Below are 21,820 nucleotides of genomic sequence, written 5' to 3'. Positions count from 1 at the left end.
CTCGTAGCCAGTTGTGCCGATGAATATCCCGAATCTGATTACCGTTCTACGCGTTCTGCTCATCCCGATCTTCATTTTGCTGTTTTACCTGCCTTATCAGTGGAGCTACATGGCCTCCGCCTCGGTGTTCGCCTTTGCGGCGGCCACTGACTGGCTCGACGGCTATCTGGCTCGTCGCCTGGAACAAAGCACGCCGTTCGGAGCCTTTCTCGATCCGGTTGCCGACAAGCTGATGGTGGCTGTCGCTTTGGTATTGCTGGTTCAGGAACACGGCAATTTGTGGCTGACACTTCCCGCAGCCGTCATCATTGGCCGTGAGATTGTCGTCTCGGCCTTGCGTGAGTGGATGGCAGAACTCGGTGCTCGCGCTCATGTAGCGGTGTCCAATCTCGGCAAGTGGAAAACCGCAGCGCAGATGCTGGCGCTGGTGATCCTGCTGGCCAATCCAAGAGACTTCAGTTTCTGGGTCTTGCTGGGTTATGCCTTGTTGATGATCTCGGCAGGCCTGACGTTGTGGTCGATGGTTCAATACTTGCGGGCCGCCTGGCCGCATCTGAAAACCGACGTTGAAAAGAAATAAAACTTTTTTGAATCAAAGGGTTGACGGGGCTTCTGAAATCTATAGAATGCGCCACACCAAGCGGGAATAGCTCAGTTGGTAGAGCACGACCTTGCCAAGGTCGGGGTCGCGAGTTCGAGTCTCGTTTCCCGCTCCAAGTTTGTACGCGGTTGTTGTGGTGCTACTAAACAGCGATCGTTTGAGGCCGAGTAGCAAAATGGTTATGCAGCGGATTGCAAATCCGCCTACGCCGGTTCGATTCCGACCTCGGCCTCCACTATAAACAAGCTCCGTAGATCCATGATTTACGGAGCTTTTTTATTTCCAGTGCGCTGCAAGATTTAGTCTTGAAATCAACCACTGTGAACTTGCTTCACCGGGACGTGATGTATATATTTCCCGCTCTGCTTTACAAGGCTTAACGCTGTCAGGTTTGCTGATCGACTGCTTTGAGCACTACACCGCGCTACCGCCCGAATGGCGAAACTGGTAGACGCATGGGACTTAAAATCCCCCGCTCGTAAGGGCGTGCCGGTTCGATTCCGGCTTCGGGCACCATCTTAAATCAAGGGTTTGCGGGCGAAAGCTGATGCAGACCCTTGTTTGTTTTCAGGGCACCATTTTTAAATGGCTCGTCGTCAATTCTTCCATGTCCTCTTCTTCCTGTTTGCAAAGACCGTTGGTCACTTCTTGATGCAATCAATCCTGCGAGCGTCTACGTTTGTGGCTTGGTCGAAGATATCAAAAGTTATTGAGTGAACATTTGAGCTTGACCCGATGGCGTTGATATCAGGATGGATCTTGATCAAGGCGCGGTACATCGCTCAGGCGATGGGCATTCAGACGGCCTGTCTGTTACGCCAGACCCGCCATTTTTGACGTGTTAAGGAGAACACCGATGGCAATCAATCAAGTGCACGCAGCAACCGATAAAACCGCTCTCGTCGAAGCCGAGGTGTACCGTTGGTACAATCTCTTCTTTCCGTGGTCGCGCGGTATGTCTTCCCGGTCGGAAGGGGCCATCAAACCCCTGTACGACGCGTTGGCGAATGACTTTCGTGTGGTACTCACCGACGGACAGATCATGAGTCGAGCGGATTATTGGGAGCGACTTTGGGGTTTGTATGGCAAGCGTGCTGGAAGCCCTGAATCGCACATCACCAACCTCTCGATCACATCGCTTCCAGGGGACTGCTTCCTGGCCGTCTTCGATCTTGTCAAAGACGGCATCACCAAAAAGAAAGTCGATTCGGCGCTTATGCGCCTCGACCAGACCTCGCCATCCGGAATTTCATGGGTTTACGTGCATGAAAGCGAGCACGAAAGGGCTCTTGCGTAAGTCACTTGAGTTCTACTCTTGTGGCTGAAAAGCCTGCATGTTTTAACGTTGACGAACAATCAGGCCCAGCCCCGTGCTGGGCTTTTTTGTATCTGCTGTTCAGTCAGAAAACAACAAGCCCAGGCATGCCCGGGCCGGTTTAGGGAATACATTCAGCGTGAATCAACCTCTTTTGCAGCCTGGGCGTTTAATCGTTCCTTGCGCCTGCGCAGCCAGCTGAAGAATGCATGTACCGGGTGCAAAAACGCAGCCAGTACGCACAGCAGCATGATGGTGAAAATGGCAATCAGCGGGATGCTTTCGTGCGAGAACATGGTGGGGTACTCCTGTAGGCACTATGTTGGAACCCGCAGGCTAGACGCTTAGAGCCATGCTTGCGATGAACGTATGTTCATCCTCGGGCGCTTGAACTGTGCTACGGAGGGTTCACCAAAATGATCAATTCCAGAGCTGCGCAAGCGCCGGCCTCAGCAGAGGCCAGCGCCGTGCGTGAAGTGATTACGCAGGTGTGTTTTCAGCTGCGTTTCGGCAGCTTCCAGTTCGGGCGGATGAAATGGCAGGTGTAACCATTCGGTATCCGCTCTAGATAGTCCTGGTGCTCGGGTTCCGCTTCCCAGAAGGGGCCCGCCGGTTCGATTTCAGTGACCACGCGCCCCGGCCACAACCCGGATGCATCGACGTCGGCCGCGGTGTCTTCAGCAATGTCGCGTTGCTGTTCGTTAAGGTAGTAAATCGCCGAGCGATAACTGGGGCCGAGATCGTTGCCTTGTCGGTTGGGTGTGCTGGGATCGTGGATCTGGAAAAAGAACTCAAGGATTTGCCGGTAGCTGATCACGGCAGGGTCGAAGACGATTTCGATGGCCTCGGCGTGGTTGCCGTGGTTGCGGTACGTGGCATTCGGTACATCGCCACCGCTGTAGCCGACTCGCGTTTGCAGCACGCCGGGATAGCGTCGCAGCAGGTCCTGCATGCCCCAGAAGCAGCCTCCGGCGAGAATCGCGGTTTCGGTCTTTCCGGTCATGATCTTTTTGCCTCTCGGTGACGGTGGATACGGATCTGGTTATGAGGGCGCGTTGGCTATTTGCAAGCTTGACTCAGGGTGAAGGGCTGCTCGAAACGGTGTTTTCAATAAAATGCCCTGACGATAAGGTCAGGGCATTGATGGTTTCGAGCGGTGAACTCGTGGCAATTCGCGCTGAGTGATGGACGAAAACCAAGACATCAAGCGGTTACACAAACGCTTGCCCGAAAAAGCCCCGTGGCAGGCGTTGCGGACCCGCCAGAGCGGTCAAGCGTGCGATCCATTCCGAGCGCCAGTTCGATGCACCGTGATCAGCCTGTGTGTGGCGCGCTACGCGTCGAGCAGCATTGCGCTGGGTTTTGCGCGCATTTTTGTAGGCATCGGTGTTACGGCAGCTGCGGCATTTGACGCGATTGAGTTCCTGGCTCGAGGCAAGGTTGTTGCCTTTGTGACCACAAGCCAGGTGTCCGTCTACTTTGAAATGGATAACCATGGATCAGTCTCCTGGTGACGTGTACAGGTTATGACCTCCCACGACTGCGGGTGTTCGCCGGGTCGGCCAGGCGGTACGCGTTGAGACTGTCGTTTATTGCCATCCGGTCATCTGAAACGAGGCAGTGGCCGCTCGACAGGTTGCAGCGAAGACAGGGTGCTGCGAATCAGCGGCGTATCTTTTTCGATGTCGTTCAGGCGATCACGTATGCGCAGGGCGGTCGGATGGCCGCCTTGATGATCGACCCAGTCGGCAATTTCCTTGCAGGCCGCAGCCAGGCGCGCCTGACGGGAGTCAAGTAGGGTGAGGAGGGTGGTGATGGACTCTTTTTCGGACATGGAGCACCTCCGTTCAGAAAACCGTTGAGAGGCAGCAAAAAGCCCGCAGGCTGCGAGCTCTCTGCCGTTGGGGCGCTGGTCCGTCAGCTGTTTTGAGTATAGACCCCGCCTGTCAATTGCATCAGCCGGCCGATTGTCGCGCCGGTCGCGGCGAGCTGGCCGCATTGAGCCTTTGGCATTCGCGCCGGGCATCTTCTTCAAGATCATGGCCGTCACCGATGAAGCCTCCGGTTCGGGTGTCATTGATCCGAAACCAGCTGCTGGATTCGGCAGGTTCATGCTGACTTTCCCCGGCGCGACGGCCGTGAATGATGATCTTGTTGCAGCGCTTCACGACAAAGATGTCTTCCATGGCGTCACCACAGCAAATAGGTGTCAGATCAACTATAGAAGCCTTGGCCGATCGTGCAAAAAATAGCCAGTCAGTTCGTCGGTTGCAGCCGCCACTCTGTGGCATGTCAATCCAGGCGATGCGTCGGCTTCAACGCCTGTAGAAACTCAGGATCGTGAGAAACCGCGATTGATTGCTCGGCTACCAGTGCGATCAAGACGCGTCCATCATTTGCTCGAGAAACATCGCCAGCGCCACTTCCTCGGCGCGCAAGCCCTTGCGCACCCTCGGGCGTGGCAGTTCGGCCAGTGCACCGAGCAGGAAGCGCTCGACCACGGCCGGATGGATGTAGCACTTGCGGCAAACGGCTGGGGTGTTGCCCAGCTGTTTGGACACGCTCTTGACCATCTCCACCACATGCCGTTTCGCCTCGGCTTCCGACTCCCATTGCAGTTCGCGCAATACCGCCAGGGCCAGCGCGCTGCCGGCCCACGTGCGGTAATCCTTGGCAGTGAAGTCGGCGCCGGTAAGGGTTTGCAGGTAGCTGTTGACGTCGTGGGAGCTGACGGTGTGCCGCTCACCATTTTCATCCAGATACTGAAACAGATTCTGTCCCGGGATTTCGAGGCAGCGCTTGATGATGCGCGCCAGGCGACGATCCTTGACGGTGATTTGGTGTTCTATGCCGCTTTTACCGCGAAACTGAAACAGGATCGCGCTGCCGTTGACCTCGACATGCCGGCTGCGCAGGGTGGTCAGGCCATAGGAGCGGTTGTCCCGCGCGTATTGAGTGTTGCCGACACGAATCAGCGTGGCGTCGAGCAGCGTGATGACCGTGGCCATGACCTTGTCGCGACTGAAACCGGGGGCGTCGAGCAGGGTTTCAAGCTGTTTGCGCAACTTCGGCAGCGCCAGGCCGAACTCCCGCAGGCGCGAGTACTTGTCGGCGTCGCGCACCTCGCGCCAGCGCGGGTGATAGCGATACTGCTTGCGGCCACGGGCATCGCGGCCGGTGGCCTGCAAGTGGCCACGCGGATCGGCGCAGATCCACACGTCGGTATAGGCCGGCGGCACTGCCAGCGAATTGATCCGTTCGATCTCATCGGGGTCGTTGATGCGCTGCCCGGCCGGATCGAAGTAGGCGAATTTGCCACGCAGTTTTTTACGGCGGATGCCGGGTTGGGTGTCGTCGACGTAATGCAGGTCGGGCGGTAAGACGTCGGTTAGTACGGTGTCGGGCATGGCGGTGTCCTTGGCGAATCGCTCTGTTACAGCGATTGACCGCGGGCCGTAGCCGTCGTGCCAACCAATTCAGGCCAACACGGCGACGGCCTTGATCTGCGCCCACAAATGCTGGCCCGGGTGGATGCCGAGCTGATCCCGGGAAAATCGCGTGATCCGTGCCAGCAGCGGTGTGCCGCCGGCATCCAGACGAATCAGCACGTGCGCGGCGTTGTCCGCCGCCAGCTCGCTGACCACGGTCACCGGCAAGCGATTGAGGATGCTGCTGGCTTCGCTGTTGTGCAGGGCCAGACTGATGTCGCGGGCGTGTACCTTGCAGCGCAAGGCTTGACCGACCGCCATCGGCGCGTGCGTCACGCGGATGTTCATGGCCGTGGCCGGCAATTGCAGACTCAGCAGTTGGTACTCGGCATCGTAGGCGCTGACCTGGCCTTCGATGATCACCCCGGCGTCATCGCCCAGTGCCATTGGCAGGTCCAGCCGCGCGAGGGTCTCGCCAATCGGGCCGCTGGCCAGGGCCTTGCCGTCGCTAAGCAACACCAGATGATCGGCCAGCCGCGCCACCTCATCCTGCGCGTGGCTGACATAGAGCACCGGAATGTCCAGTTCATCATGCAGGCGTTGCAGGTACGGCAGGATTTCGTTTTTGCGCTGGCTGTCGAGGGCCGCCAACGGCTCATCCATCAGCAGCAGTTTCGGGCTGGTCAACAGCGCGCGGGCGATACCGACACGCTGGCGTTCGCCGCCGGACAGGTGCTGCGGATGGCGCTCCAGCAGATGGCCGATGCCCAGCAGTTCGGTGGCTTGCGCCATGTCGACCCGGCGCTGGGCCTTGGCAATGCGCTTGAGACCGAACTGCAGATTGGCCTGCACTGACAGGTGCGGGAACAGACTGGCTTCCTGGAACACGTAACCCAGCGCCCGTTTGTACGGCGGGACAAAAATCCGGCGTTCGCTGTCCTGCCAGACTTCGTCGTTGATCTGGATGAAACCTTGCTCGGCGCGCTCAAGCCCGGCGATACAGCGCAGGCAGGTGGTTTTGCCCGACCCGGAATGACCATACAGCGCAGTCACGCCACGCCCCGGCAAATGCAGATCAACATCCAGGCTGAAACCCGGATAAGTGATTTTCAGACGTGCATCAATCATCGATCAGCTCCAACCCGCGCGGGTCTTGCGGCTGGAGTAGAGCGCCAGCAACACCAGAAACGAAAACACCAGCATCGCCCCGGCCAGCCAATGGGCCTGAGCATATTCCATCGCTTCGACATGGTCGTAGATCTGCACCGAAACCACGCGGGTCTTGTCGGGAATGTTGCCGCCGATCATCAGTACTACACCGAATTCACCGACGGTATGCGCGAACCCGAGGATCGCCGCGGTTACGAAACCGGGGCGGGCCAAAGGCAGGATCACGCTGAAGAAAGTGTCCCAGGGATTGGCGCGCAAGGTCGCGGCCACTTCCAGTGGACGGGTGCCGATGGCCGCGAACGCGTTCTGCAACGGTTGCACCACAAACGGCATGGAATAGATCACCGAACCGATCACCAGCCCGGTAAAACTGAAGGTCAGCGTGCCCAGGCCCAGCCATTGCGTGAAGTGGCCGAGAAAGCCATTGGGCCCCATTGCCAGCAGCAGATAGAAGCCGATCACGGTCGGCGGTAGCACGAGGGGCAGGGCGACGATTGCGCCAATGGGGCCGCGTAGCCAGGAACGACTGCGCGCCAGCCACAGGGCAATCGGAGTGCCGACGACCAGCAGGATCGCGGTGGTCAGGGACGCCAGTTTCAGGGTCAGCCAGATCGCCGCGAAGTCGGCACTCGAGAGCGACATTTAGAGCTGGTAACCGTAGGACTTGATCACCGCAGCGGCTTTCGGGCCTTTGAGGTAGTCAACCAGCGCTTTGGCGGCGGCGCTGTCTTTGCCTTTGTTGAGGATTACCGCGTCCTGTTTGATCGGGTCGTGCATGTTCGCTGGAACGACCCACGCCGAACCGCTGGTGACCTTGCCGTCCTTGTAGATCTGCGACAGTGCTACGAAGCCCAGTTCCGCATTACCGGTGGACACGAACTGGTAAGCCTGGGTGATGTTCTGGCCTTCAACGATTTTGGCTTTGGTCGCTTCCGTCAGCTTGAGTTTTTCCAGCACCTGAGTGGCGGCCAGCCCGTACGGTGCGGCTTTCGGATTGGCGATGGAAAGGTGCTGGTATTCATTTTTCTTCAGCACTTCGCCTTTGCCATCGACGTAACCTTCTTTCGCCGACCACAGCGCCAGAGTGCCGATGGCGTAGGTGAAGCGCGAGCCCTTGACGGTATCGCCTTCTTTTTCCAGTTTTTCCGGAGTGGTGTCGTCCGCCGAGAGGAACACTTCGAACGGCGCGCCGTTCTTGATCTGGGTGTAGAACTGGCCGGTGGCTCCGTAGGCGGCGACCAGTTTGTGCCCGGTGTCTTTTTCGAAGTCGGCAGCAATGGCCTGGATCGGCGCGGTGAAGTTGGCGGCAACCGCCACCTGCACCTCATCGGCGTGAGCGGCGCCAAAGGCAAATACCGCCAGCAAAGAAGCCAGGCAAGTGGGGGCAAAACGTGAGGCACGAATGGTCATAACAGCTCCGTTATTGGCGAGTGCAGAGGGCAGTTATTGTTGGAGGTGGACTGCACCGATGCGAAGGGTGAAACGCTATATAGCGAAATATATAGCGAAATGCCGCTAAACAGGAAGTGCTGTTGTATGCAGGATGAGGCTGCGCCGTGCCTCATCCTGGATCGGGTCAGTGTCGGACCAGTTTTATCAGCGCGCCTTGCGCCAGTTCCCGGGTCAGTTCGGCGCTGCTCAGCTCCTTGCCCAACGGAAAAGCCTGACCGGCCCAGAGGTTGCTGAACTGCGCTTCGCTTTTTGCACGCAAGGGCATCAGCGCTCCGCCGGCCAGCGGGAAGGCTGGGGCTTTCGCTGACATCGGGCCGATTTCGCGCATCACCCGATTGAGAATGCCGCGAGCCGGGCGGCCGGTGAACAGGTTGGTAATCGCGGTTTCGCTTTCCTTGGCGGTGCGCAGCGCTTGGTGATGGGAGGCGCTGACTCTCGCTTCCGGGGTGAACAGATACGCGGTACCGACCTGCGCTGCCGATGCACCGAGCATGAATGCCGCGGCCACCCCGCGCGCATCGGCAATGGCGCCGGCAGCGATCACCGGTACTTTCACCGCATCGACAATCTGCGGCACCAGGGCAAAGGTACCGACCTGACTGCTCAGGTCATCGCTGAGAAACATCCCGCGATGACCACCTGCCTCGTAGCCCATGGCGATGATCGCGTCGCAACCGTTTTGTTCAAGCCACACTGCTTCATCGACAGTCGTGGCAGACGAGAGGATTTTCGCACCCGTGGCCTTGACTCGATCCAGCAGGGATTTCTCCGGCAGGCCGAAGTGAAAACTCACGACTTCAGGACGAAACTCTTCCAGCACGGCGCACGCTGCCGCATCGAAGGGTGCCCGGTTGGACACAGGCGTCGGTGCATCGAAATCGACACCCAGTTCGCGATAGTACGGCTCCAGCAGGTTTTTCCAGTCCCGCGCGCGCTGTTCATCGGCAGCCGGTGGCTGATGGCAGAAGAAATTGACGTTGAACGGCTTGCGAGTGTGCTCGCGAATGGTCTGCAGTTCTTCGCGCAGTTGCTCGATACTCAGCATTGCGGCGGGCATCGAACCCAGGCCGCCGGCGTTGCACACGGCGATCACCATGGCCGAGTTCGTGGCACCGGCCATTGGGCCCTGGATGATCGGCAGCTCGATGCCGAGCAGGTCAAGAATGCGAGTGTCAGGCCATTGGCTCATGGAAGCGGTTCTCCGAACGATGAAACGGGGCAGGGACGGCAGAGCCGGTTTTTTAACAGCAAAACCGGACTCAGGGCCAGCGCGAATTTTCCGCGCACGGACAGCCATGCGCCGTCAGCGTCGATGAAAACCACCGCCACCGCCGCCAAATGAACGGTTCATGACTTGCGAGGAGTTGTGAAAGTTGTTGGTGCGCTGGTTGCCGAAGTTGCGCGCTGCAGATTCACGATTGAGGTTTTGCAGCTGGGCAGTGTTGTTGACCGGTGCCGTGCGGGTCGCGCTGCCCTTGACCATTGATTGCCAACCGTTGTCGGTTTTCTTGTAGACGTTACCGTCGTGCCCGGCATAGACGTTGTCGCCAACCCGTGCGGCGCCGCTGTTGCGTCCCTTGACCCCAGCATATTGCGTGGTCTTGTCGGTGTTGGGGTTGTACACCGCGCCACGGTTGGCGGTGACTTGCGTGCCGTTGCGTGCGTTGCCCGCCGTCACTCGGCCGCCGGCAATGGCGCCACCGTTCGGCCCGACCACCTCACCACTGCGTCCGGCCGCGTAGTTGCCGTTGTACGCATTGTGTACGGCGCCGCGCTGGCCCGCCGCAGCAATCCCGGTGCGCGAGTTATAGGACGAACCGACCTGACCGGCCCAGCGATTGCCGGTCCAGGCGTTGTAGCCGGCGCCGTAACGACTGACGGTCGCGCGGTCGCCCCACTGACGATAAATGTTGCCGGTGGTGCCGGCCCAGCCACCGGGCCCCCAGGCCACGGCACCGCCGCGATAGCCGTAAGCGGCGCCGCCCCAGGCCAGCGGCGCAGGATACAAGCGCGGCCCCCAGGCATAACCCCAGCCGTAATTGCCCCACCACGGATAAGCACCCCAGCCCCAACCCATTGCCACGGTGTTGCCGCCCCAGCTCCAGCCGAAGCCGAAACCGAAGGTCCAGCCGGTCCAGGGTGTATAGCGAATCGCGACGCCGAAACCGTAGGTCACGGGCGGCCCATACCAGACACTGCCAACCCACGGCGTGTACGGGTATCCGGTGCCGTAAACCACCACACCCGTGGCCGGATCCAGGTTCGACCCTTGATACCCCGGGGTGTAGCCAACCACCACCGTGTCGCCGCTGGACTCATAGACTTTGACGTAAGTGAGGTAATGCATCGGCGAACTCGGCGGGATGGAATAGATCACCGACGGTACCGAACTGGCGACGACCCACGGTCCGCTGACTGTCGTTGCGCTGAACCAGATGCCGTTCTCCACGGCATACCAGCTGTCGTTGTCGACACGAATGATCGGCGTCGCGCTGTTGACCACATATTGCAGCGACGTGGTGTTGATCGGTTTGAGTTGCGGCTCGCCGTCGAACTGCGGCGCGGTCATTTTCACTGCACTTTTCTTGATCGCCGAGGTTTGCGGGATGGTGGCGGCAATCGCGGCTTCCTTGGCCTGCGGCGTACCGGCGACGGAGGCCTTGACGTTCTCTTTCGGGCTGTCGTCGGGGATGTTGGCGAAGTCGGCAGGCAATTTGTCCGCCGGAGTAAACGTCCACGGCCCGTTCATGTCGGCGGCCCGGAACCAGCGTCCGGAAATCAGCACGTAGCTGTTCTGGTCGCCGATTTCCTTGAAGATGTGCCCTGTGGTGTTGCTCACGTAGAGCAGGCTGGTGCCCTGGATCGGCGACCACTGCGCAGCCCCGTCGGTAACGATCAGCTCGGTGGGGGTGGTGGCGATGAAAATTTTCGGCTGCGGCGGCTTGGCCAGATTTGGCACCTTGTCTTTCGGATCACTCTGCCCGGTCAGCAGATCGACCTGACGGCTCTGGATCGCCGCCTGTTTGGCCCTCTCCAGATCGGCCGGCGGTGTGGTCAGACGCGTGTATTCGCCGCTGAGGTTGTCAGCGACCATCCAGCCATCAAACACATGCAAGTAGTGCTTGCCCTCGGCGTCCTTGAGCAATAACGGGCGGGTGTTGATCACCCGCTGCAACGCGGTGCCCTCGACCGCGCGATACGCCGCGTCGCCGTCAATATAGACAAGCAGGGCGGGGACGTCGGAACTGATGATCGCCGGCGGGGTATTTTCCAGTGGCGCGCTGTCGGCTTTCTGCTCTGCCGACAGCACACCGACGGCGGCCTCGAGCTGATCGAGGGAAATGGTCTTCTTGCGGCTCTGGGCATCCTTTTGCAGTGCCGCGAGCCAGACATCCGCCTGACTGGCATCGGCGGGGAAGTCGGCCTTGATGATCTTGTATTGATCCAGTGCGACCCAGCGCGTGGCTTTGTCGACCAGCGTGTGCGCACTGAACTGGACAATACCGTAGGTGGGTTTGCCGTCGGCGCCGGTGGCTTCGACCGCCGCCCGGGCATTGAGTGTGTAGCCATCCCAGCTGTCGAGTTGCGGCTGGTACACGGTCAGCCTGGCCTTGCCGCTGGTGATCACTTGCGGCCACGTCGGCGCGCTGGGGGCGGCGTCGGCAGCGGCGGGTTTGTCGGCAGTGGCCGGGGCGGCCCACGGGTTGCCGGCGGTCAGCAGGCACAGCATGAGGATTGCAAGCCATGAGCGCGGGTAAGGCATTGTCAGCTCCATCGACAGAGGCCGCTTTCAGCAGGGGGGCAGCGAAAGCACGACCGTCGAAAAAGCATAGTCGCCCGCTCTGGAATCACTGGGCGGATTTGCGAATTGGCGCAAAGTCGGGTGGGGCAATGCGTTGCTTTGTGTTATTTCAAGGCGCGAGGATTTGAATACATTGAGTGAGAGGCAGCCATGTTCAACGGCATTTTGATCGACAAAGACGACAGCGGTTACCGCGCCAGCCTGCAACAGATCGATGAAGCGCAGTTGCCCGAAGGCGACGTGACGGTGCAGGTGGCGTACAGCACGCTGAACTTCAAGGATGGTCTGGCGATTACCGGCAGCAGCCCGGTGGTACGCCAGTTTCCGATGGTGCCTGGGATCGACCTGGCGGGCACGGTCGAGGTCAGTTCGCATCCTGACTATAAGGTGGGTGATCAGGTGCTGCTCAATGGCTGGGGCGTGGGCGAAAGTCACTGGGGCGGCCTGGCACAAAAGGCGCGCCTCCGTGGCGATTGGCTGATTCCCTTGCCCGAGGCCTTCAGCGCCGCGCAAGCGATGGCCATCGGTACCGCCGGCTACACGGCGATGCTGTGCATTCTGGCGCTGGAGCGTAACGGCGTGACGCCGGATCAGGGTGAAGTGCTGGTGACCGGAGCCAATGGTGGGGTGGGCAGTTTCGCCATCGCCTTGCTCAACAAACTTGGGTATCGCGTGGTGGCGTCCACCGGCCGGGTGTCCGAGCATGAGTACCTGAAGCAACTGGGCGCCAGCGAGATCATCCACCGCGCATCCTTGTCGGAACCGGGCAAACCGCTGGCCAGGGAACGCTGGGCCGGCGTGGTCGACTCGGTCGGCAGCCACACCCTGGCCAATGCCTGTGCCAGCACCCGCGCCGAAGGCACGGTGGCGGCCTGCGGTCTGGCCCAGGGTATGGATTTTCCTGCGTCGGTGGCGCCGTTCATTCTGCGCGGCGTGACCCTGGCCGGCATCAACAGCGTGACCCAACCCAAGGCCCGGCGGATCGAGGCCTGGAAACGTCTGGCCAAGGATCTGGACTTCGCCTTGTTGCCTTTGATCAGCCACGAAATCGCCCTGAGCGAAGCCATCGACGCGGCACCCAAATTGCTCGCCGGACAGCTGCGTGGCAGGGTTGTGGTCGACGTCAATCGCTGACAGAGTGAGCACCATTGCGGCCCTGTATGGCCGCACTTCTATTACAGGGAGCGGCATTTTCGATGGATTTGAAACGACAGCAAATCGACGCCTTCACCGTGGCCGGCCTGCGGGTGCGCACGACCAACGCCGCAGAGCACCAGCCCCAGAGCGCAAAGATCGGCCCGATGTGGGGCCGGTTTTTCAGTGAAGAACAGGCCGAGAGTATTCCCGGCAAGATCCCCGGCTCAGCAATTTATGGTGTGTATTCGGCCTATGAATCCGATGCCTCGGGTGCGTTCGATGTCACCGCGGGGGTCGCGGTCAATGCACGACCAAAAGGCTATGAGACCGTACAGATCGAAGCCGGCGAGTATCTGGTGTTCGAGGCGCAGGGCCCATTGCCCGACGCGGTCATTGCGACCTGGGGACGGATCTGGACCTTCTTTGAGGAGAACCCTCAGATTCAGCGCCGTTATGCCACCGACTACGAGGCCTATACCGGCCACGAGTCCGTGTCGGTCTACATCAGCGTGCGCTAAGGCTGGGTTTCGCGATCCAGCAACTGGCGCTTGCGCTCCACACCCCAGCGATACCCCGAGAGATTGCCATCGCTGCGCACCACGCGATGGCAAGGGATTGCCACGGCCAGACGGTTGGCGCCGCAGGCTTGCGCCACCGCGCGCATGGACGTCGGCGCGCCAATGCGTTGTGCGATTTCGGCGTAACTGGCGGTGCGACCCACCGGGATTTCCCGCAACGCCTGCCACACCCGTTCCTGAAACGCTGTGCCACGCACATCCAGTGGCAAGTCGAGGCCCAGTGCTGGGGCTTCGATGAAGCCCACCACTTTGGCAATCAACTGTTCGAACCCGGCGTCGGCGCCAATCAAGTTGGCCTGACGGAACTGATCCTGCAGATCGCACACCAGTTGATGCGGATCGTCGCCCAACAGGATCGCACACACCCCGCGTTCGCTTTGCGCCACCAGAATCGCGCCAAGTGAGCACTGGCCAACCGCAAAGTGAATGTCGTTGTTGCGCCCTGCAGCGCGATAATCACCGGGCTTCATGCCCAGTAGCTTGTCGGCCGATTCGTAAAAGCGGCTGTTGGAATTGAAGCCTGCGTCGTACAGCGCATCGGTCACCGAGCCGCCATTCGCGAGCCGTTCCCGCACCCGGCGCGAGCGATGCGCCGCCGCGTAACTCTTTGGTGTCAGGCCGGTTGCGGCCTTGAACACCCGATGAAAATGGAAAGGACTGAGGCCGGCGGTTTCGGCGAGTTCATTGAGCGCGGGCACTGTTTCACTCGACTCGATCTGCCGACAGGCCATCGCCACGGTCGCGGCGTGCTGGCTGGCGACGTCAGTCTGATCCTTGCTCGTGCGTTTGCTTGGGCGGTAGCCCGCCGCTTCGGCAGCTTCGGCGCTGTCGAAAAATTCGACATTTTGCGGCTTGGGCAAACGCGAAAGGCTGCTCGGGCGGCAATAGATGCCGGTGGTTTTTACCGCATAGACAAACTGCCCGTCGGCTCGCGGATCCCGCGCGATCACGGCGGCCCAGCGTGGATCGGTTTCAACATTGATGATCGGTGAAAGCTTTTTCATGGCGAGTAGTCCGTTGACCTGTTTGATTCAGGTTAACCAGCTGCAATGTGGGTAACACTCCGGGCCTTGCGGTCAAACTTTTCAGATCACCCGGCGACCCGGAAGGTCAGATTGATTCGCCGCTCGCCCAGACGCGGATGCTGGCCGGGCTTGATCGGCAGCACACCGTGAAAACGCAGGCGATCGACCCCGCCCCAGACCACCATGTCGCCGTGCAACAGAGGAATGCGCTGGCTCTTGTCGCTGCGGACAAAACCACCGAACAGGAACATTGCCGGCAACCCCAATGACAGCGAAACGATCGGCGCCGCGTAGGCATGTTCGTCTTTGTCCTGGTGCAAAGACATCTTGGCGCCGGGGACATATTGGTTGATCAGGCAGGAATCCGCGTGAAATCCGGCAAATCCTGCGCGCTGCGCCGCTCTCTGTGCCAGTTCGAACAGCACTTGGGGCATTGCCGGCCATGGTCTGCCGCTCAGCGGATCCAAGGAGCTGTAGCGATAACCGCTGCGATCGGTGATCCAGCCCAGCGCTCCGCAGCTGCTGGTGCCCACTGACATGCTGAAACCGCCCGGGGTCATCATGTGACGCAATGGCGCTGCGGCGAGAACGCCGTCCAGTGCCGGCAACAGTTGATCGATCATCGGCAGGGCGAACCCGCGCAACACCCACGATTGTTCGCCGATTTGCTCGGCGCGGGGTTGTTGCTCGGGTTCGTGGTCGGCGAACAGGTCGAAGTGGCTTGGTTGCATGCTGCTCATATTGCGTCGTGGAAGATGATGCCCAGAGTATGCCGGTTTCCGCTGTGCAGGCGACTGACGCCATGACGCATGGTCACTCGATAATCGCCGCGTGTGCCGCTGACCGGGCGCTGGTTGACCGCGAATATAACAGCGTCACCCTTGTGCAGGTCCACGACGTGTGGTCGCGACTGCAGGCGTGGACGCTGCTCGGTCAGGACGAACTCTCCACCGGTAAAATCCTGTCCGGGCTCCGACAGAAGAATCGCCACTTGCAGTGGGAAAACCAGTTCTCCGTACAGATCCTGATGCAGGCAATTGTAGTCCTGCGGGCCGTATTGCAACAGCAATGGCGTCGGCCGCAGCTGGCCGGCATCGTGACAGCGCTGCACAAACCCGGCATGGGTTGCGGGAAAGCGCACGGGCAGATTCATGCGTTCGTACCAGCGGTTGGCCAGCGGCACCAGGCGCGGGTAAAGCGCAGTGCGCAGACGTTCGATGGTTGTCGGCAGGGGATAGCTGAAGTACTTGTATTCCCCGCGACCGAAACCGTGGCGGGCCATGATGACCTGCGAACGAAACGGTTCGGTCTGCGAATACAGGGCGCTCAAGCGCTCGCAGGTTTGCGCCGACAGCAGCGAGCGGACGATGGCATAGCCATATTGATCCAGATGCTGTTCGAGGCACGCCCAATCGAGCGCATCCAGCCGAGACGGGGACATTGACATTCTGACTCCTGAACCCTTTGGTCGAGGCTGTCAGTCTGGGCAAATCCCGGCGGCAGAACACTCCGTCGCTTGCGGTCGAATCCGGGTTGATTGGTTACAGGGCTTTGCTGACGGCGATATCGCTGATCACATCTTCAGTCTGGCCGTGGATGGCATCCAGTGCAGCCTTGGCTTCTTCCACGGTGCCGTTTTGCAGTTGCGCGAACTCGAAGCGGCGTTCACCGTTGAGCTTGTATTTGATGACGTATTTGGTCGTTTGGGCCACGGTCATGCTTACCTTTGCGTTGGGGCGACTCAGCTCAGTTTGGAACTGGAGCGGCGGATGATCTTGATCGAGTGGGTAAGGGTCGGTTTGCGCGTGACGCTGATGGCGCGCCGGCTGACGGTGTCGATGGTGATGTTCCAGAAACCGGTGCTCGGCGCGGTGATGCGCGCAGGAAACGTGTCGAAAGCTCCGCCGTGGTAGGTGTGGCGACCGCCGTTCTTGAACGCGCGGAAGTTGGCGTCGTTCATCAAACGGATGTTGCAGGTTTGCGAGCATTGGATGACGACAATGTCGTCTTCGTTGAGGTGCTCGCGCTGGTGAATGAATTTCATGGGCGCCTCCAGAAGGGCTTTTTCTACTAAATCAAAACGATAGCATGTGCGATTGGCGCAGTTTATCAGCCCGAACGGGTTATTATCCCGCCGTCGAGCGCTGCTTTGACAATTAAAAACGGTTATTCGCGATTCGCTGCGGGTTTAATGGAGTAAGCCTCGGAGAAAAATGGCATTACTGCTGTCCGAGGGTCTTTATGGGAGGTATTTGTATGAAGTGGGGTGTGGTGTGTCTGCCGTTGGTGTTGGTCATGGGTGGTTGCGCGAGTGTTTCCGAAATCAATGAAACCTTGCCCACCATGAGCGTGATTTCCGGCAAGAAACCCCATGAGTATGCGCAGTGCCTGGCGGACAAGCTGGCCAACAGTCGCGGCGCACTGCAGATGCAGCCGCACAAGGATGGCGTGCGGGTGATTGTTCCCGGGAAATTTTCCACTGGCGCGGCAGCGGTGTTTGATATCGACGATCGTTCCGGCGGCAGCAGCATCAAGTTGCATGAGCGCATGTCCAATGTGCCGATTCGTCCTCGCGACGTGCAAAACGCCGCCAATGCCTGCATTTCCGGCTGATAGAATAGCGGCCATCAGCACCAGTGCCGCCACAGTCATGCTGTGGCGGCATTTTCATTTTCGGAGTCGCGCATGAAGCGAGAGCAAGTACGGGAACGGCATGCAGAGGGCCTTATCTCTGCCACGCATGTGATTCAGAATCCGGCGAACTCGGGTGAGTGGATCGTGTTTTTCAAGAAGAGCGCCGGTCGCAGCTATTTTCTGGTCGACGATAACGACGAAGTCGAATCCTTCGCCCGGCTCGATGACCTGATTGAGATCGTGCGCGGGCTCGGGATCAAATTCGCCGAGATCCACATGTAGGTCTATTTGCAGACCACCACCACGCTGCGATTCTTGTAGTTGCCGACATCGACTCCCAAGGTCTTGTCGCTGTCCTTGGGTGCAGGCGTGCCGTCGGTACCGACAATGCGATAACCGGTGCCCGCGCAGGAGGCATCGGCTTTTTCGTAGCAGGTGGCCCAGGAGTTGGCTTCCCCGGAGCAGTCGATACTCAAACCCTGTTCGCCGTTGTTCAGGTAGGTGGTTTGCGAGGTGGCACAGCCACCCAGGGCCAATACCGCGATCAGCGGCAGCAATCTGTTCATGTTCATAAGTGTGTCGTCTTCAGCGAGGGAGGGGCTAAACGCTCTGACAGCGCCGGAGTGAAAAGGTTATAGCGATTGGCCACTTGTTTTCATCGGGTTTGCGAGCGGCCACAAAAAAGCCCTGCGCAAGGGCAGGGCTCGGCGCGTGTCGCAACCGGTCAGTCCTGATCTTTGCCACGGCGTTTGGACGACGCAGGGGTGTCAGTGAACACCGACGCCACATCAGTCGCCAGCTGCTCGCTGTCGAAAGGCCCGGCGATGTGTTCGCCATTGGTTGTGGTCAGGTTCCACTTGCCGTCTTTCTTGTCGATCACATACCCATTGATGATTTTTACCGCGGCCATCTATCTGTCTCGTTCGCTGGTTCAAAGGCGCCATGATACCGACAAATCCTCACATTGGGGGATGATGAGCGTAGAGTGATGCGGCGCATTTGCGTGTTTGAGCTACTCTGTTTTCGCGGGTCGAAGTCGCCAACGGAACTATCGGCGAGAATATTTCTCTATGTTGGCATCGGTTAGCCAGTGCGGGGCATTGTAAGGTGCACGCCGCCTGATTAGACTGCGCCGAAACTCGTACACACAGCCCTTTCAAGGACTTATATGATCAAGAAATGCTTGTTCCCAGCAGCCGGTTACGGTACTCGCTTCCTGCCAGCGACTAAAGCCATGCCCAAAGAAATGCTGCCGGTGGTAAACAAGCCACTGATCCAGTACGGCGTTGAAGAAGCTCTGGACGCTGGCCTGACTGAAATCTCGATCGTGACCGGTCGTGGCAAGCGCGCTCTGGAAGACCACTTCGACATCAGCTACGAGCTGGAAAACCAGATCAAGGGCACCGACAAAGAGAAATACCTGGTCGGCATCCGCAAGCTGCTGGACGAGTGCTCGTTCTCCTACACCCGTCAGACCGAAATGAAAGGTCTGGGCCATGCGATCCTCACCGGTCGCCCGCTGATCGGTGACGAACCCTTCGCTGTGGTACTGGCGGACGACCTGTGCGTCAACCTCGAGGGCGACGGCGTACTGACCCAGATGGTCAAGCTGTACAAGCAGTTCCGCTGCTCGATCATCGCCATTCAGGAAGTTGACCCGCAGGAAACCAGCAAGTACGGCGTGATCGCCGGCGAGATGATCCGCGACGACATCTACCGCGTCCACAGCATGGTCGAGAAGCCAAAGCCGGAAGATGCGCCGTCGAACCTGGCGATCATCGGTCGTTACATCCTGACGCCGGACATCTTCGACCTGATCGAGCAGACCGAGCCAGGCAAGGGCGGTGAAATCCAGATCACCGACGCCCTGATGAAGCAAGCCCAGAATGGCTGCGTCATGGCCTACAAGTTCAAGGGCAAGCGTTTTGACTGCGGTGGCGCTGAAGGCTACATCGAAGCGACCAACTTCTGCTTCGAGAACTTCTACAAGACCGGCAAGGCTTACTGATAACGCCGGATCAGCAACGCGAAGGGTGTGAAAGCACCCAAGCGAATGCACCCACAAACGCCCCGACTTGTTCGGGGCGTTTGCTTTTGTGCTGGAAAAAACCTTGGACCTGGCGGCGCGATTGGCTGACGCCCTGTGGGCGCGCTGGCTGCTTTTTCAAGGGGGAGGGGGCGTGCGAACATGCTGGCCGCTCCGATTTCCCGCAGGCGGCACAGCAGAGCCCCGTAAAAGCAGGCAACCTGACCGCCCAGAACGAAAAAAGCTCCGTATCTTGCGATACGGAGCTTTTTCTTTATGCGTTACTCCGATTGCGATCTCTCGTAACCGGCGCCTTCCAGGCGGTTACTGCTGCACGACATTCGCTGCGGTGGGCTCGACCTTTTTCGGCTTCATCAGGCTGAAGTCGATCAGGGCGCGCTGCTCGCGTTCATACGGGTTGCCAATCATCAGCGGACGCTGTTTGAAGCTGTCGCTGACCAGGCTCTTGCTGCGGTCCAGTTCATCGAAACTCAAACCGGCCATGTCCGCCCACGTGTGGATCAGATGCGAGCTGCTGTACGGCCGGCTCAGGTCGGCGGCAAAGTTCCAGTCATGGTTCTCGCGCCATTTCGGCGAAGCCCAGGCCATGAACGGGATGGTGTACATCGGTGCCGTCGGTTTGTTCTCGTTACGGCCGAGGGTGTTGTGGCCGACCGAGTCAAACACATCTTCACCGTGGTCGGAGAGATACAGCAGGAAACCATTCGGATCGGACTTGGCGTAGTCCTTGATCAGGCTCGATACCACGAAATCGTTGTACAGCACGGCGTTGTCGTAGCTGTTGTAGGTCGGCACCTGATCGTCACGCACACCGGCCGGCACGCCGGTACGGTCCTGGAACTTGTCGAAGGTCGGCGGATAGCGGTACTGATAGCTCATGTGCGTGCCGAGCAGATGCACGACGATCAACTTGCGCTGCGCCGGGTCGCTCAGCGCCTTGTTGAACGGCTCAATCACGTCACCGTCGTACTGCGCGGCGTTCTGGTTGCGGTTGTTGTTCAGGTACACCTGCTCGTCGGCCTGTTCGGAGAAGGTCGTGAGCATGGTGTTGCGCTTGGTCATGGTCTGCTGGTTGGTGATCCAGAAGGTCTTATAGCCGGCCTGCTTCATCATGCTGACCAGTGACGGCGTGGACAGGTACAAGTCCGGATTCTCTTCGTCGGCGAAGGTCAGCACCTGCTGCAACGCCTCAATGGTGTACGGGCGCGGGGTGATGACGTTGTCGAACACCGCGAGCTGATCCTTGAGCTTGTCCAGTTCCGGCGTGGTCTTGCGGCCATAGCCATACAGGCTCATGCGCTGGCGGTTGGTCGATTCGCCGATCACCAGTACCAGCGTCGACGGTTTATCCGCGTCGGCAGCCTTGAGGTTATGCAGCGGCGGGACCTTGCTTGCACTGTGCAGCATGTCCTGCATGCCGGCCAGAGTGTCGAGGTATCGGTGGTAAGCCACGGCCATTTGCCAAGGCACCGCTGGCTCGATGCGGTCTTCGAACTTCTCGAAGCCGCCGGCGAAACTGCCGGTACGCTGGGTCTGTTTGATCAGCGGGTAGCCGACTACGGCGAAGACGATCGCGATCGCAGCCACGAACGCACGGCCTCGGGGCATGTACACCGGGCGCAGGCGGGTCCACAGGAAATAGGCGAAAGCGGTATGGGCGAGGAACGCCGGGATCATCCACCAGGCAAAGTACTGGGTCATGTACTCGCCGGCTTCCGACACGTTCGACTCGAACATGATGAAGATGACGCTTTGCGAGAACTCCTGCTGATAGATGAAGAAGTAGCCCAGGCTGGCCATGGAGCAGGCCCACAGGACGATACCGATCAGCGCAGCCAGCAATTTGGTACGTTTGGGGAACGCCAGCATCGGGGCGAGCCACAGCGCACTCATCACGAAGGCCTGACGGAAACCGCTGAAACCGGAGGTCCCTGTCAGTTGAATCAACAGTTGGGTGATGCCCGAGAAGTACCAGAAAAAAGCAAAGAGCCAGAGAACCCCGGCCCAGTCGAAACCTGTCGCAGTCGTTTTGCTGCGTTTGAACAATGCCATTCAGCACTCCAGCTCATCGTCACTAACCACCGCCGGAACACTACATCAAACCGACGAACGGAAGCCGCGCGCAAACGCACGGCCAGAATGGGCGCGAGTATCACGAACGTAATGTGAAAACTTCGTTAGTTGCTGATTGTTGGCAGGAGCGGATCATGACGGGAACGACGGGCGCCGTTCCCGAAGCTGGCGGGGCAGGTCAGGCGTGCGGTTGACGCTGGACTACCGGCAGAGGTTTGGGCTGAGCGCCCTGGGTCAGCGAGCGCAGTTGCGCCAGCTCCTGCTTCAATTGGTCGCGCTCGTCCTTCAACTGGCGCAATTCATCGCGACGGATCGTGACATACAGGGTTTGTGGCGGCATTGCTGTGTGTACTGTGCCCATTGCTCACCTCGCAAATGGCGTGTCTCAACTGCAGATTGTCCCGGTGCCGGGCTACTGATCTGCTATCGGCGCCAATTTTGATTTCTTTTGCCCATGAATGGAACTTTTTTATTTTTCATGGTCGGTGTGTCTTCGGCATGATTCGGGGCGTTATCAGTCTGGATCGGGCACAATGCCCGGAAACTTCGGCCCGACGC

At 59.4% G+C, this 21,820-nt stretch carries 27 protein-coding genes and 3 tRNA genes; 10 read left to right on the top strand and 20 right to left on the bottom strand.

The genetic code is table 11. The features are described 5' to 3' along the window. Nucleotides 1-19: 19 nt before the first annotated feature. From pgsA to B1722_RS03875, 5 genes are all read left to right on the top strand, one after another. A complete protein-coding gene (gene pgsA / locus B1722_RS03895; protein ID WP_003225417.1) occupies nt 20-580 on the top strand; it encodes a CDP-diacylglycerol--glycerol-3-phosphate 3-phosphatidyltransferase in 561 nt (186 codons plus the stop codon). A gap of 60 nt (nt 581-640) precedes the next feature. Further along, nucleotides 641-716, top strand: a tRNA-Gly gene (locus B1722_RS03890). 46 nt (nt 717-762) lie between these two features. Next, nucleotides 763-836 (top strand) — tRNA-Cys (locus tag B1722_RS03885). A gap of 194 nt (nt 837-1,030) precedes the next feature. Next, nucleotides 1,031-1,117: transfer RNA gene (locus B1722_RS03880), tRNA-Leu, on the top strand. Nucleotides 1,118-1,457: 340 nt separating this feature from the next. After that, complete coding sequence (locus B1722_RS03875; protein ID WP_041064518.1) at nt 1,458-1,898, top strand: hypothetical protein; 441 nt, start codon at nt 1,458-1,460, stop codon at nt 1,896-1,898. Between the two features lie 152 nt (nt 1,899-2,050). Here B1722_RS03875 and B1722_RS29545 read toward each other — a convergent pair whose 3' ends face one another. The 11 genes from B1722_RS29545 to B1722_RS03825 all read right to left on the bottom strand — a co-directional run bounded on the left by B1722_RS29545 (nt 2,051) and on the right by B1722_RS03825 (nt 11,729). Continuing rightward, nucleotides 2,051-2,212 (bottom strand): hypothetical protein, encoded by a 162-nt coding sequence (locus B1722_RS29545; RefSeq protein WP_174376922.1) that lies wholly within the window; start codon nt 2,210-2,212, stop codon nt 2,051-2,053. 200 nt (nt 2,213-2,412) lie between these two features. Further along, entirely contained in the window at nt 2,413-2,919 is a 507-nt protein-coding gene (gene msrA / locus B1722_RS03870) for a peptide-methionine (S)-S-oxide reductase MsrA (protein WP_041064515.1), read from the bottom strand. A 208-nt stretch (nt 2,920-3,127) separates the two neighbouring features. Continuing rightward, nucleotides 3,128-3,412 carry a hypothetical protein gene (locus B1722_RS29730; RefSeq protein ID WP_041064512.1) on the bottom strand — a complete coding sequence of 95 codons (285 nt, stop codon included), beginning with the start codon at nt 3,410-3,412 and terminating at the stop codon, nt 3,128-3,130. 107 nt (nt 3,413-3,519) lie between these two features. After that, on the bottom strand, nt 3,520-3,750 hold the full coding sequence (locus tag B1722_RS03860; RefSeq protein WP_007964939.1) for a hypothetical protein: 231 nt from the start codon (nt 3,748-3,750) through the stop codon (nt 3,520-3,522). Between the two features lie 121 nt (nt 3,751-3,871). Further along, complete coding sequence (locus tag B1722_RS03855; RefSeq protein WP_086791420.1) at nt 3,872-4,102, bottom strand: hypothetical protein; 231 nt, start codon at nt 4,100-4,102, stop codon at nt 3,872-3,874. A 192-nt stretch (nt 4,103-4,294) separates the two neighbouring features. Then, the gene (locus B1722_RS03850; RefSeq protein ID WP_086791418.1) at nt 4,295-5,323 is read right to left on the bottom strand and encodes a DNA topoisomerase IB; all 1,029 of its coding nucleotides are present in this window, start codon (nt 5,321-5,323) and stop codon (nt 4,295-4,297) included. Nucleotides 5,324-5,392: 69 nt separating this feature from the next. Further along, the gene (modC, locus tag B1722_RS03845; RefSeq protein WP_086791416.1) at nt 5,393-6,472 is read right to left on the bottom strand and encodes a molybdenum ABC transporter ATP-binding protein; all 1,080 of its coding nucleotides are present in this window, start codon (nt 6,470-6,472) and stop codon (nt 5,393-5,395) included. 3 nt (nt 6,473-6,475) lie between these two features. Next, nucleotides 6,476-7,156, bottom strand: coding sequence for a molybdate ABC transporter permease subunit (gene modB, locus B1722_RS03840; RefSeq protein WP_041064496.1), 681 nt, complete (start codon nt 7,154-7,156; stop codon nt 6,476-6,478). Continuing rightward, nucleotides 7,157-7,924 (bottom strand): molybdate ABC transporter substrate-binding protein, encoded by a 768-nt coding sequence (gene modA, locus B1722_RS03835; RefSeq protein WP_041064493.1) that lies wholly within the window; start codon nt 7,922-7,924, stop codon nt 7,157-7,159. It lies immediately after the preceding gene. A 166-nt stretch (nt 7,925-8,090) separates the two neighbouring features. Then, nucleotides 8,091-9,155, bottom strand: a complete 1,065-nt coding sequence (locus B1722_RS03830; RefSeq protein WP_041064490.1) for a nitronate monooxygenase family protein — start codon at nt 9,153-9,155, stop codon at nt 8,091-8,093. 114 nt (nt 9,156-9,269) lie between these two features. Next, nucleotides 9,270-11,729, bottom strand: a complete 2,460-nt coding sequence (locus B1722_RS03825) for an autotransporter (RefSeq protein ID WP_086791414.1) — start codon at nt 11,727-11,729, stop codon at nt 9,270-9,272. 189 nt (nt 11,730-11,918) lie between these two features. On the opposite strand from B1722_RS03825, the gene B1722_RS03820 reads away from it, so the two are divergent. Together B1722_RS03820 and B1722_RS03815 are read left to right on the top strand one after the other, a co-directional pair. Then, complete coding sequence (locus tag B1722_RS03820) at nt 11,919-12,902, top strand: MDR family oxidoreductase (protein WP_041064484.1); 984 nt, start codon at nt 11,919-11,921, stop codon at nt 12,900-12,902. 62 nt (nt 12,903-12,964) lie between these two features. Continuing rightward, complete coding sequence (locus B1722_RS03815; RefSeq protein ID WP_086791413.1) at nt 12,965-13,423, top strand: GyrI-like domain-containing protein; 459 nt, start codon at nt 12,965-12,967, stop codon at nt 13,421-13,423. On the opposite strand, the gene ada is transcribed toward B1722_RS03815, so the two are convergent. The 5 genes from ada to B1722_RS03790 all read right to left on the bottom strand — a co-directional run bounded on the left by ada (nt 13,420) and on the right by B1722_RS03790 (nt 16,552). Then, entirely contained in the window at nt 13,420-14,487 is a 1,068-nt protein-coding gene (gene ada / locus B1722_RS03810; protein WP_041064478.1) for a bifunctional DNA-binding transcriptional regulator/O6-methylguanine-DNA methyltransferase Ada, read from the bottom strand. The genes B1722_RS03815 and ada overlap by 4 nt on opposite strands. A gap of 86 nt (nt 14,488-14,573) precedes the next feature. Continuing rightward, complete coding sequence (gene alkB / locus B1722_RS03805) at nt 14,574-15,239, bottom strand: DNA oxidative demethylase AlkB (RefSeq protein WP_086791548.1); 666 nt, start codon at nt 15,237-15,239, stop codon at nt 14,574-14,576. A 5-nt stretch (nt 15,240-15,244) separates the two neighbouring features. After that, on the bottom strand, nt 15,245-15,955 hold the full coding sequence (locus B1722_RS03800; RefSeq protein ID WP_086791411.1) for a 2OG-Fe(II) oxygenase: 711 nt from the start codon (nt 15,953-15,955) through the stop codon (nt 15,245-15,247). Nucleotides 15,956-16,049: 94 nt separating this feature from the next. Then, the gene (locus B1722_RS29535) at nt 16,050-16,226 is read right to left on the bottom strand and encodes a hypothetical protein (RefSeq protein ID WP_162531605.1); all 177 of its coding nucleotides are present in this window, start codon (nt 16,224-16,226) and stop codon (nt 16,050-16,052) included. Between the two features lie 23 nt (nt 16,227-16,249). Further along, nucleotides 16,250-16,552 (bottom strand): DUF1883 domain-containing protein, encoded by a 303-nt coding sequence (locus tag B1722_RS03790; protein ID WP_041064472.1) that lies wholly within the window; start codon nt 16,550-16,552, stop codon nt 16,250-16,252. 212 nt (nt 16,553-16,764) lie between these two features. On the opposite strand from B1722_RS03790, the gene B1722_RS03785 reads away from it, so the two are divergent. Further along, nucleotides 16,765-17,121 carry a hypothetical protein gene (locus B1722_RS03785; protein WP_041064469.1) on the top strand — a complete coding sequence of 119 codons (357 nt, stop codon included), beginning with the start codon at nt 16,765-16,767 and terminating at the stop codon, nt 17,119-17,121. Between the two features lie 72 nt (nt 17,122-17,193). Next, nucleotides 17,194-17,424, top strand: coding sequence for a hypothetical protein (locus B1722_RS03780; RefSeq protein WP_027612691.1), 231 nt, complete (start codon nt 17,194-17,196; stop codon nt 17,422-17,424). 2 nt (nt 17,425-17,426) lie between these two features. On the opposite strand, the gene B1722_RS03775 is transcribed toward B1722_RS03780, so the two are convergent. Continuing rightward, a complete protein-coding gene (locus B1722_RS03775; protein ID WP_084234123.1) occupies nt 17,427-17,714 on the bottom strand; it encodes a hypothetical protein in 288 nt (95 codons plus the stop codon). Between the two features lie 152 nt (nt 17,715-17,866). Continuing rightward, on the bottom strand, nt 17,867-18,052 hold the full coding sequence (locus tag B1722_RS03770) for a hypothetical protein (protein WP_007964653.1): 186 nt from the start codon (nt 18,050-18,052) through the stop codon (nt 17,867-17,869). A 258-nt stretch (nt 18,053-18,310) separates the two neighbouring features. On the opposite strand from B1722_RS03770, the gene galU reads away from it, so the two are divergent. Then, the gene (galU, locus tag B1722_RS03765) at nt 18,311-19,150 is read left to right on the top strand and encodes a UTP--glucose-1-phosphate uridylyltransferase GalU (RefSeq protein ID WP_007912230.1); all 840 of its coding nucleotides are present in this window, start codon (nt 18,311-18,313) and stop codon (nt 19,148-19,150) included. A 342-nt stretch (nt 19,151-19,492) separates the two neighbouring features. On the opposite strand, the gene B1722_RS03760 is transcribed toward galU, so the two are convergent. Then, entirely contained in the window at nt 19,493-21,241 is a 1,749-nt protein-coding gene (locus B1722_RS03760) for a phosphoethanolamine transferase CptA (RefSeq protein ID WP_086791409.1), read from the bottom strand. 199 nt (nt 21,242-21,440) lie between these two features. Then, nucleotides 21,441-21,623: a DUF6026 family protein gene (locus B1722_RS03755; protein WP_041064455.1), complete on the bottom strand. Its 183-nt coding sequence runs from the start codon at nt 21,621-21,623 to the stop codon at nt 21,441-21,443. Nucleotides 21,624-21,820 lie beyond the last annotated feature (197 nt).

The organism is Pseudomonas sp. SCPG-7 (assembly GCF_002156405.1).
Taxonomy (GTDB): domain Bacteria; phylum Pseudomonadota; class Gammaproteobacteria; order Pseudomonadales; family Pseudomonadaceae; genus Aquipseudomonas; species Aquipseudomonas parakoreensis.
Note: the sequence above shows the minus strand (reverse complement) of the source record. Positions and strands in the feature narration are given on the sequence as shown.